We start from the raw sequence: 10466 nt of genomic DNA, 5'->3' as shown, positions 1-10466 counted from the left end.
CGGGTCAGGTACACCGCCTCCTCGACGGCGGAGTCCCCGCCGCCGACGACGACAATCTCCTTGTTCCGGAAAAAGGCGCCGTCGCACACCGCGCAGTAGGAGACGCCGCGGCCGCCGAGCTCCTTTTCGCCCTCGACGCCGAGCTGCTTGTACTCCGCGCCGGTCGCGATGATAAGCGCGCGCGTTTTGTACACCTTATTGCCGGCGTAGACCGTTTTGTACTCCCTGCCGTCCTCGACGCGGGAGACGTCGCCGTAGGCATACGCCGCCCCGAACTTCTGGGCGTGCTGGAACATTTTCGTCGACAGGTCGGGCCCGAGAATATGGTCAAAGCCCGGGTAGTTTTCCACGTCCTCGGTGTTGGCCATCTGGCCGCCGGGCACGCCGCGCTCGAGCATGAGCGTATCCATTTCCGCCCGGGAGGCGTACACCGCCGCGGTCATGCCGGCCGGGCCGGCCCCCGCGATAATCACATCATAAATCCGTTCTTCCGTCATAAAAGGCCACTCCCCTTATTTTAAATATCGCTCTCTTATGGCATTTATACTTATTGTATGGCAGCCGCTTTTTGGCGTCCAGTACTCTGCTTACTGCTGAAAATCGTCCTCTACCATTTCTTTTACCCTCTGGCCGGTCAGTATATTCTCTTCATATTCCCGGTAAAGCTGTTTCACTTCCGGATGATCGAGCTGACGGTTCTGTTTCCACCATTTTGCCGCCTGTTCCGTTTCACCGAGCAAATATAACGCCGCTCCGTGATAAAACGCAACCGATCCGCGTTCAATCACGAACCGTTTATGATAAAGACGGGCGTAACGGCAGGCATCTTCATAATAGCCAAGATACGTACAGACCGCACTGATCCAGTGAAGGGACTCCCGGTCGAGCGGAAGGATCGCTGTAAGCACGTTCATCACTTTCTTCGAACGCTCATGCTCCCCTTCGCTTTCATACAATGCGGCAAGCTGACAGCTGGCCGGCACGTAAGCACCCTCCTGGTGCACTGTTTCCAGCAGCTTTACAGCCTGTTCCGTGTCTCCGCGGTGCTGGTGCAGCTTTGCCAGCTGATGGTAAGCGGCCCAATAATCAGGCTCCTCCTCCAAAAGCTCTTCAAATAGTTCCTGGGCTTCCTGCAACCGGCCTTTATCAGCTTTTTCCACTGCCCGTTCATAAATGGTCATGTCTCCCGGATGCTCTAGAAGGCCAGGCTCATTTTCTTTAATCATTTCGAGCAGTTCCTTTGTTTCCTCTGCAAAGTCGCCTTCCGGTGCGATCTTCATATAATAACCGGCTGTTTCCGCTGCTTTTTCAAAATTGCCTTGGAAGGCATAATTGTTGGCCAGAAAGAAGTAGCATTCGGAGCGTTCCGGCTCAATTTCTTTAAGCACCCGGTCGAGGATGTCGTTGGAACGGTCAAACCGTTCCATGTCTGTATATATGGCAGCAAGCTGGCATTGAAACAATCCCTTGGAAGGTTCGAGCTCCACAGCTCTTTCCAAAAAGAGAACGGCACGCTTCAGGTGATTTTTCTGATAAGCCACCACGCCCCGCTGAAAGAAATATTCGCCTGACTGCAAGAAAGGAATAATTGCGTCTTCGTTTTTTTGTTTTGAGCCCAATTCCTTTCATCCTTCCTTCGTTTGTTTTTCTTTGTCTCTTCACGTTCCACATCAATTGTGACATTATAACACGCCCCCTGCTTCATGAAAACTCCTAGGAGCCCGCATGTTTTTTCAGCAGCCAGAGACGGCGAAGGAGGATGCGCAAAGAAAAAACCGCCCGGAGAGGACGGTTTTTTCTGCGGTCAGCCTTATTACGAACGATGTCTTTCTTCGAGAACCCGCAGCACATCATCAAGCGGAAGCTTCTGTTCCCGCAGCAGCACCATCAGATGGTAAAGAAGATCAGCTGTTTCCCAGCTCAGCTCTTCGTGATCCCGGTTTTTGGAAGCAATAATAACTTCTCCGGCTTCTTCACCGACTTTTTTCAAAATTTTATCCACGCCCTCGGTAAACAAGTACGTTGTATAGGCGCCCTCCGGCATTTCTGCCTCGCGGGTGGCTATGACCTGCTCGAGTTCATTAATAATCGCGAACCGCCGGCCGTCGGCTGACTGCTTTTCCTCCGACAGCAGCGAACGGGAAAAACAGCTGTAGTCCCCTTTATGGCACGCAGGTCCTTCCGGCTCCACAAGCACATTTAACGCGTCACTGTCGCAGTCATAGCGGATGTCTGTCACCTGCTGTTTGTTTCCCGAGGTTTCTCCTTTATGCCAGAGCTCCTGGCGGGAGCGGCTGTAAAACCAGGTTTCTTTCGTATCGATTGTTTTCTGCAGCGATTCTTTGTTCATATAGGCAAGCGTCAGTACCTCTTTACTGACAGCATCCTGCACTATGGCCGGAATCAGGCCTGCTTCATCAAATGTTAGTTCGTCGACGTTCATCGTACTAAGACTCCTCTCTCCCGGATAAAAGCCTTCACTTCTTCAATCGATGTCTCTTTATAATGAAAGATTGAAGCAGCGAGTGCCGCATCCGCCCCTGATTTTTCAAATACATCCACAAAATGCTCTTTGGCTCCGGCGCCACCGGAGGCGATAACAGGCACATCCACTGCTTCGCTGACCGTTCGTGTCAAAGCCTCATCAAAGCCAGTCTTGGCTCCGTCCTGATCCATACTTGTCAGAAGAATTTCGCCGGCTCCGCGGGCGGTGACTTCCCTCGCCCACTTGACGACTTCCCAGTCGGTCGGCGTGCGGCCGCCGTGGGTATAAATTCTCCAGGAGCCGAGTGCCTCATCGTATTTTGCATCAACCGCCACAACAATACATTGGGAGCCAAAATAGGTAGACCCCTGAGTAATCAAATCAGGGTTTTTCACCGCAGCTGTATTGAGCGAAACCTTATCGGCCCCGGCACGGAGCATGTTTCGCATATCATCGACCGAGCTGATGCCGCCGCCAACCGTAAAAGGGATCGCGATGCTTGCTGCTACCTGTTCCACGACATCTATCATCGTTTTCCGTCCTTCATGCGAAGCGGAAATATCAAGAAAGACAAGTTCGTCCGCCCACTGCTCATCATAAAATGCAGCGAGTTCCACCGGATCACCGGCATCCCGCAGTTCCACAAACTGTGTGCCTTTCACGACCCGCCCTTCTTTCACATCCAGACATGGAATAATCCGTTTCGTAAGCATTACTGTACCTCCTTCACGGCTTCTGCCACATCCACTTTGCCGGTATATATCGCTTTTCCGACAATGACACCTGCTATCCCTTTATCCCGTTTCTCCGCAAGATTCCGGACATCCTCCATCGTGCCGATTCCGCCGGAAGCAATAACATTTACGCCGGTCGCTTCTGCGAGCTGCTTTGTCGCCTCGACGTTCGGCCCAGTCATCGTCCCGTCGGTGGAAATGTCGGTGAATATAAATGTCTCCGCCCCGTGGGCTGCCATTTCCCGGCCAAGCTCAACGGCTGTTACCTCCGAGGTGTCGAGCCAGCCGTTGACGGCTACGTATCCGTCTCTGGCATCAAGACCGATAGCGATACGGCTGCCGTGCTTTTCGAGCATATCCCGGGCAAATTCCGGATACTGCAGGGCAACACTTCCAAGTATCACCCGGTCCACGCCGTTGGATAAGTAATAGTCCACATCCTCTTCGGTTCGGATGCCTCCGCCGACCTGGATACGGACATCAAGCTCCCGCGCGGCACGAACGACGTGGGCATGATTGATGCGTCGTTTTTCTTTTGCACCGTCAAGGTCGACCATATGAATCCAGGAAGCACCCGCCTGTGCAAATGAAGCAGCCATTTCAAACGGCGAATCCCCGTAAACGGTCTCCTGATTGTAATCGCCCTGAAAAAGACGGACACAGTTGCCGTCCCGGATATCGATGGCGGGGTATACAATAAAATCACTCATGAGCTCCGCTCCTTTCACGGACAATCGCCCCGAAATTTTTAAGCATGCCGATACCGACTGTGCTGCTTTTTTCCGGATGGAACTGCGTGCCCATGACTTCACCGCGGCCAACCACCGCCGGCACTGTTTCGCCGTAATCGCTTGTCGCAATTAAAACGTCCGGGTCGGCGGTTTCTATCACGTAGGAATGCACAAAGTACGCATGGCCTTCCTCCACATTTTTCAAAAGCGGATGGTCCGGCTGATGAAACTTGAGCGAGTTCCAGCCCATGTGCGGCACCTTCAGCCTTCTTCCCTGGCTGTCTTTTCCGGAAAAGCGGCGGGCATACCCCGGAAGAAACCCGAATCCTTCTGTTTCGCCGTGTTCGTCGCTGCCTTCAAACAACAGCTGCATTCCAAGGCAGATACCAAGCAGCGGCTTGCCGTCAGCCGCCCAGTGTTCAATAAACTCAAACTGCCCGTTTTCCCGGATTAAATTCATGGCATCCCGAAAAGCACCGACACCCGGAAGAATCAAGCCATCCGCTTCCGCAAGCTCGTCTGTGTGCTCGGATACAAAATAAGGAATATCCAGTCGTTCCAGTGCTTTTTTTACACTGTACAGGTTGCCCATGCCGTAATCGATGATTCCTATCACAAGCGCTCCACTCCTTTTCTTTACAGCATTCCTTTGGTTGAAGGAACGCCTTTCACTCTTGGGTCCAGCTGGGTAGCTTCATCAAGAGCCCGTGCCATCGCTTTAAATACCGCTTCAATAATATGGTGAGTATTGTGTCCGTAATGGACGACTACGTGGAGGTTCATCCGGGCTTCCACCGCGAATTTCCACAAAAACTCATGGACGAGCTCGGTATCAAATGTTCCTACTTTTGCTGCCGGCAGCTCCGCCCGGAACTCCAGGTGCGGACGATTGCTTAAATCCACAATGACCTCTGCGAGCGCGTCGTCCATCGGAATTTTAGCATGACCGTAGCGGCGGATACCCTTTTTATCGCCGAGCGCCTGTCCGAAGGCTTCCCCGAGGCAGATGCCGATGTCCTCTGTTGTATGGTGGTCATCCACCTCCACATCCCCCTCAGCCTGTACATCAAGGGAGAAATGGCCATGCTTTTTAAACAGGTCGAGCATATGGCTCATAAAAGGCACATTCGTCTGTATGACCCCGTCCCCTTCGCCGTCGATGCCAAACTGCAGGCGGATGGACGTTTCACCCGTTTTTCGTTCGACGCTTCCTGTACGTTCTGCCATTCTACTTCTCCCCCTTCCGGATATCCACTGCGCGCGCGTGTGCTTCAAGGCCCTCAATCCGGGCAATCGCAGATATATATTCCCCATTTTCCTCGAGCGCTTCTTTACTGTAGGAAATCACGCTGGATCGTTTTACAAAATCATCGACACCGAGCGGACTCGAAAAGCGGGCCGTCCCGCTCGTCGGAAGCACGTGATTCGGGCCGGCAAAATAATCGCCGACCGCTTCGGCACTGTATGGCCCTAAAAAGACAGCCCCCGCATGACGAATGGAGCCGAGCAGGTTATCCGGCTGGGCGGTCATGATTTCCAGATGCTCCGGCGCAAGCCGGTTCACAGCTTCTACTGCCTCCGCCATCGTTTCCGTTAAGTAGATGGCTCCATGTTTATCAAGCGATTCCTGCGCAATCTTTTTGCGAGGGAGGTCTTCAAGCTGACGCTCAAGCTCTTCGGCCACTTTTTGCCCGAGCTCCTCCGAAGTGGTTACAAGCACAGCCGAGGCGAGCTCGTCGTGCTCCGCCTGGGAAAGCATGTCGGCTGCAATATAATCCGCCCGGGCTGTTTCATCAGCAAGCACGACAATTTCGCTTGGACCGGCGATACTGTCAATCGCCACCTGGCCGAACACTTCGCGTTTAGCCAGCGCTACATAAATGTTACCTGGGCCGACGATTTTATCCACCTTCCGAATGCTTTCCGTGCCATACGCAAGCGCTGCTACCGCCTGCGCTCCTCCAATTTTCACGATATTTTTAATGCCAAGCTCATTGGCTGTGACGAGCACCATCGGATGAAGGCGCTGGTCCTCACCTGGAGGAGAGCACATCGTAATGCTTTTCACACCGGCAGCGATTGCCGGGATGGCATCCATCATAATGGTTGAAGGATATGCTGCCTTGCCGCCCGGTACATAAATACCGACGCGGTCGAACGGAATAATCCGCTGGCCGAGCATCGTCCCGTCTTCCTTTGTCACCATCCAGGACTGCCGGAGCTGGCGCTGATGAAAATCGCGGATGTTTTCAATCGCTTTACGGATCGCTTCAAGCTCTTTATCGTTCACCTGATCATACGCTTCATCTATTTCTTCCTGTTTTACAAACAGCTCATCGAGTGTCACGCGATCAAATATCTCAGTCAGCTCAATGAGTCCTTTGTCTCCATTTTCCCGCACCTTTTCGATAATGGAGTCGACCGATTCCCGCTGCTTTTCGGTCCCTCCTTCAATGGTGCGCTCAAGCGTTACTGATTTATCCAAAGGGGTCACATTCATCATACCTGCTCTTCCACTCCTATCACCTGGGCAACACGCTCCACAAGATCATCAATAACAGTATCCTTCAGACGATAGCTTACCGGATTGACGATCAGCCGGGACGTAATCGGCACAATTGTTTCAAGCTCTATTAAACCATTCTCCTTCAGTGTCTGGCCGGTGGAAACAATGTCTACAATACGGTCTGCCAGACCGACAAGCGGGGCGAGTTCGATCGAGCCATTTAATTTAATAATTTCCACCTGTTCACCCTGCTGCTTAAAGTACTGTGTCGCCAGGTTTGGGTACTTGGACGCCACCTTTGGATTTACATCGGATTTTTCATACTCTGGAAGCCCGGCTACTGCCAGGTAGCAGGCACTGATTTTCAGATCCAGCACTTCATACACGTCACGCTCTTCTTCAATCATCGTATCCTTGCCGGCGACCCCGATGTCTGCCACTCCGTGTTCAACATAGGTGGGCACATCCATCGGCTTTGCCAGGATAAAGCGCATATTTGCTTCCGGAGCGTCGACGATCAGCTTTCTGGATTCTTCAAACTCCGGAGGAATTGGGAAACCGGCCTTACGGAGAAGCTGCACCGCTTCTTCGAAAATACGTCCCTTTGGCATCGCGATTGTCAGCCATTCATTCATGCGAAGCTCCCTCCTTCTTTTTTCCGATCATGGATACCACATCTTCATAGGACTCGCTCAGCTGATCCACGTCCTCTACGCCGCGGATATCCTGAAGCACGACCCGTTTTCCGGTTTCGCGGAGTTTACGCGCCTGGTCCACCGCTTCCGGTCGGCGCTCCGGGCTGAACAAAATACATGTCTGGGAAGGCACAGCTCCGGTTAGTCCCAGGGCTTCGACGAGCAAATCAAGACGGAGACCGAATCCGACAGCCTGGGCCGGACGGTTAAACTGCTGCAGCAGTTCATCATAGCGCCCGCCGCTTCCAAGCGGCACGCCCAGGTTGTTGCCGTAGCTTTCGAATACGATGCCAGTATAGTAGCTCATATGCATAAATAAGTTAAAGTCGAGCTTAATGTAATCAGACAGCTCGTAGTGTTCAAGCACCGTTTTAAGCTCCTGGAGCTCTTCGACTGCTTCCTTTGCCGCCGGCGTCTGAACCAGATTTAAAGCTTCGTCCAGCGTCCGCCAGTCGCCCCGCAGGCGTAGCAGGCTGTTCAGCTTTTTCTTATCCAGGGAGGGAAGCGGTAGATTTTCCACATGCTGGCGGTAGCCAACATAATTTTTTTCGTATAAAAACCTGCGCAGGTCATCAGCGCGTTCATCATTTCCGAGCACCTCTTCGAGCAGCGCATTCACGTACCCGACGTGCCCGACGGTAATTTGAAACGTGGTCAGCCCGGTTTTTCGCAGAGCTTCGATCATAAGGGAAACGACCTCTCCGTTCGCACTCGAAGTGCCGTCTCCAATCAATTCCACACCAAGCTGTTCAAATTCTGCCGGCCGTCCGGCCTCAAGCTGCTGCGCGCGAAAAACGTTAGTATGATAAGCCAAACGGATCGGAAAGTGCTGGTTCTGCAGACCGGAAGCTGTCACCCGGGCGATAGGCGCAGTCATATCCGGGCGCAGCACCAGCGTCCGCCCCTGCTGGTCGAGCAGTTTAAACAGCTGATGATCAAGAATCGCCGAAGCGCTCCCGACCGTATCGTAATATTCCAGGGTGGGCGTTTCGACGGGCAGATACCCCCAGCTTTCCCATTCATCGTTAATGACCCGTTGTACGTTCCGTTTTGTCTGAAAATATCCCGGAAGCGCATCGCGCATCCCGAGCGGCTTTTCAAACATAAAAAGCTTACTCATACTCTCTCTCCTTTTCTTTTCACGGTGCTTTAGTTCGCTAATGTACTAACAAAATAAAGAATAACCATAGTTTACACATCTTTTTTTACACCGTCAATTTTCCATTTCCGCTTTCATTGTAACAATATTTGCTGCCCTGTCAGCCTTTTCCGCCTCTAGGAAAACGAAAAGCCGGCTCCTTTGAAAGCCGGCTTGAAGCCTACGTTCTTATCCGCATCGGACTGCCGCCGGCAAAGGCCCGTGCCGGCACGTCTTTATGCACGACCGTTCCTGCTGCCACCACAGCCCGGTCTCCAATCGTCACCCCGGGCAGAATAGTCACATTGGCACCGATCATGACCTCGTTTCCGATTACAATATCGCCAAGGCGGTATTCATCAATTAAATGCTCGTGTGTTAAAAGCGTCGACTGATAGCCGATAATGGAATTGCTGCCAATATGGATTTTCTCGGGAAACATGAGGTCCGGCATGACCTTGTACGCAAGCGCCGTTTTTTCACCTATTTCCATTCCAAGCAGCTGCCGGTAGATCCATCTTTTCACAGATACAAAAGGTACAACCCGGGAAGCTTCAATAACAGCTGTATTTCTGAATGCCTTCAAAAATGGAACCGTCCGGTACATCTGCCACAGAGCATTGGTATTATTGCCCGGGAAATAACGATCTGTTTTTCTCATTCTTTTGTTTCTCCAACAATAGCGAGCAGATCGCTCATCCGGGTGAGCATCCAGTCCGGTTCATAATTCTTCAGAAACGATGCACCTTTGATGGTCCATTCCACTCCCGCTGTGTGCACCCCAGCATTTTTCCCTGCCAGAATATCAAACTGGCTGTCCCCAATCATAATGGTCTCCTCCGGGCGGGCATTCAGCTGTGCCATCGCTTTTTGCAGTGGTTCCGGGTGCGGCTTGGGGTTTTCCACATCATCCACCGTAATGAACGTAGAGAAAAAAGGAAGCAGCCCGAGCATATTGGCTCCTTTAACCGCAGCTTCCTTCCGCTTCGTTGTCACAATGCCAAGGGAAAAGCCGCGCTCGTACAGCATTTTGATAGTGTCGTATACTCCGTCATATTCCCGGACGAGCGTTTCATGGTTCGCCAGGTTATGGGATTGATACGTATCAATCATCTGTTCCACCTGGCTCGGATTGCTGCTGATGCTTGAAAAATTATCCACCAGCGGCACCCCGATCCAGCTGATGATGTCATCTCTGCTGTATTGGTCAGGAGCGTAGTATGTCAGCACATGTTCATATGAAGAAATGATCAAATCATTTGTATCAATCAGCGTGCCGTCTAAATCAAACAGCAGTGTATTCCATCTGGTCATGATGCTTCCCCCTTTCGCTTACATCCTTATATGCCGGGACCGTCTTTACTTAAGTATCTTGCTTTTGCAAGGCCGGCCTGCCTGCGGTATAAAATCAGACTCACGGCTGCTACGATCAAGAGCACCGAAATTAACTGCGCCACCCGGATCGTATCAAACAGCATTAAGCTGTCGGTCCTCATCCCTTCGATAAAAAAGCGTCCGAAGGAATACCAAATAACATATGTTAAAAACAGCTCCCCGCGGCGGAGGTTAACCCGGCGCAGCCCTAAAAGCAGTAAAAATCCCGCGATATTCCAAAGCGATTCGTACAAGAACGTAGGATTATAGTAAGCTCCCTCAATATACATCTGATTAATAATAAATTCCGGCAGCTGCAGCCCCTCCAAAAACGAACGGCTCACTTCACCGCCGTGGGCTTCCTGGTTGATAAAGTTGCCCCAGCGGCCGATCGCCTGCCCTAAAATAATACTCGGCGCGGCAATATCAGCCAGCTTCCAGAAAGAGACGCGTTTGATTTTCGAGAAAACGATGCCCGTAAGCACGGCGCCGATCAATCCGCCGTGTATCGCAAGACCGCCTTCCCATACGGCCAGAATACTGCCTGGATTCTGAACATAGTAATCCCACTCAAAAATCACGTAATACAACCGGGCGCAGATAATCGAAATCGGTATGGCAAAAATGAGCAGATCCGCGAAAATATCTTCCGGGAGCCCACGTTTTTTTGCTTCGTAGGAAGCTAAAATGTACCCAAGCAGAGCGCCCAGGCCAATGAGAATCCCGTACCAGTAAATAGGCACAGATCCGACTTCAAAGGCAACCCGGTCGATCGGCTGTATCGATGAATAAATCATATCCCC

At 51.9% G+C, this 10466-nt stretch carries 13 protein-coding genes; all 13 read right to left on the bottom strand.

The window, feature by feature from the left end:
- Positions 1–497, bottom strand: a 497-nt coding sequence (locus tag ACTRXF_RS06870) for an FAD-dependent oxidoreductase (protein ID WP_474278376.1), incomplete at its 3' end; no start/stop codon positions are given.
- Positions 498–587: 90 nt separating this feature from the next.
- Entirely contained in the window at positions 588–1619 is a 1032-nt protein-coding gene (locus ACTRXF_RS06865) for a tetratricopeptide repeat protein (protein ID WP_474278374.1), read from the bottom strand.
- A gap of 194 nt (positions 1620–1813) precedes the next feature.
- Complete coding sequence (hisIE, locus tag ACTRXF_RS06860) at positions 1814–2443, bottom strand: bifunctional phosphoribosyl-AMP cyclohydrolase/phosphoribosyl-ATP diphosphatase HisIE (RefSeq protein WP_474278372.1); 630 nt, start codon at positions 2441–2443, stop codon at positions 1814–1816.
- Positions 2440–3198, bottom strand: a complete 759-nt coding sequence (gene hisF / locus ACTRXF_RS06855; RefSeq protein WP_474278370.1) for an imidazole glycerol phosphate synthase subunit HisF — start codon at positions 3196–3198, stop codon at positions 2440–2442. The genes hisIE and hisF overlap by 4 nt, the downstream gene beginning before the upstream one ends.
- Positions 3198–3929 (bottom strand): 1-(5-phosphoribosyl)-5-[(5-phosphoribosylamino)methylideneamino]imidazole-4-carboxamide isomerase, encoded by a 732-nt coding sequence (hisA, locus tag ACTRXF_RS06850; protein WP_474263059.1) that lies wholly within the window; start codon positions 3927–3929, stop codon positions 3198–3200. Before hisA ends, hisF begins: the two co-directional genes overlap by 1 nt.
- Entirely contained in the window at positions 3922–4566 is a 645-nt protein-coding gene (gene hisH / locus ACTRXF_RS06845; protein WP_474263061.1) for an imidazole glycerol phosphate synthase subunit HisH, read from the bottom strand. The genes hisA and hisH overlap by 8 nt, the downstream gene beginning before the upstream one ends.
- A 20-nt stretch (positions 4567–4586) precedes the next feature.
- Positions 4587–5177 (bottom strand): imidazoleglycerol-phosphate dehydratase HisB, encoded by a 591-nt coding sequence (gene hisB / locus ACTRXF_RS06840; RefSeq protein ID WP_474263063.1) that lies wholly within the window; start codon positions 5175–5177, stop codon positions 4587–4589.
- Between the two features lies 1 nt (position 5178).
- Positions 5179–6450 carry a histidinol dehydrogenase gene (gene hisD, locus ACTRXF_RS06835; RefSeq protein WP_474278388.1) on the bottom strand — a complete coding sequence of 424 codons (1272 nt, stop codon included), beginning with the start codon at positions 6448–6450 and terminating at the stop codon, positions 5179–5181.
- The gene (gene hisG, locus ACTRXF_RS06830) at positions 6450–7091 is read right to left on the bottom strand and encodes an ATP phosphoribosyltransferase (RefSeq protein WP_022793868.1); all 642 of its coding nucleotides are present in this window, start codon (positions 7089–7091) and stop codon (positions 6450–6452) included. The genes hisD and hisG overlap by 1 nt, the downstream gene beginning before the upstream one ends.
- Positions 7084–8271 carry an ATP phosphoribosyltransferase regulatory subunit gene (locus ACTRXF_RS06825; protein WP_474278368.1) on the bottom strand — a complete coding sequence of 396 codons (1188 nt, stop codon included), beginning with the start codon at positions 8269–8271 and terminating at the stop codon, positions 7084–7086. Before ACTRXF_RS06825 ends, hisG begins: the two co-directional genes overlap by 8 nt.
- Before the next feature lie 199 nt (positions 8272–8470).
- On the bottom strand, positions 8471–8950 hold the full coding sequence (locus ACTRXF_RS06820; RefSeq protein WP_322526891.1) for an acyltransferase: 480 nt from the start codon (positions 8948–8950) through the stop codon (positions 8471–8473).
- Positions 8947–9603, bottom strand: a complete 657-nt coding sequence (ppaX, locus tag ACTRXF_RS06815) for a pyrophosphatase PpaX (protein WP_474278366.1) — start codon at positions 9601–9603, stop codon at positions 8947–8949. The genes ACTRXF_RS06820 and ppaX overlap by 4 nt, the downstream gene beginning before the upstream one ends.
- A gap of 26 nt (positions 9604–9629) precedes the next feature.
- Positions 9630–10460 (bottom strand): prolipoprotein diacylglyceryl transferase, encoded by an 831-nt coding sequence (lgt, locus tag ACTRXF_RS06810; RefSeq protein ID WP_474263069.1) that lies wholly within the window; start codon positions 10458–10460, stop codon positions 9630–9632.
- Positions 10461–10466 lie beyond the last annotated feature (6 nt).

This window comes from Marinococcus sp. LNHM3E3-2.2, from assembly GCF_056034385.1.
The sequence above is the reverse complement of the archived record's forward strand: the minus strand, read 5'-3'. Positions and strand labels throughout refer to the sequence as shown.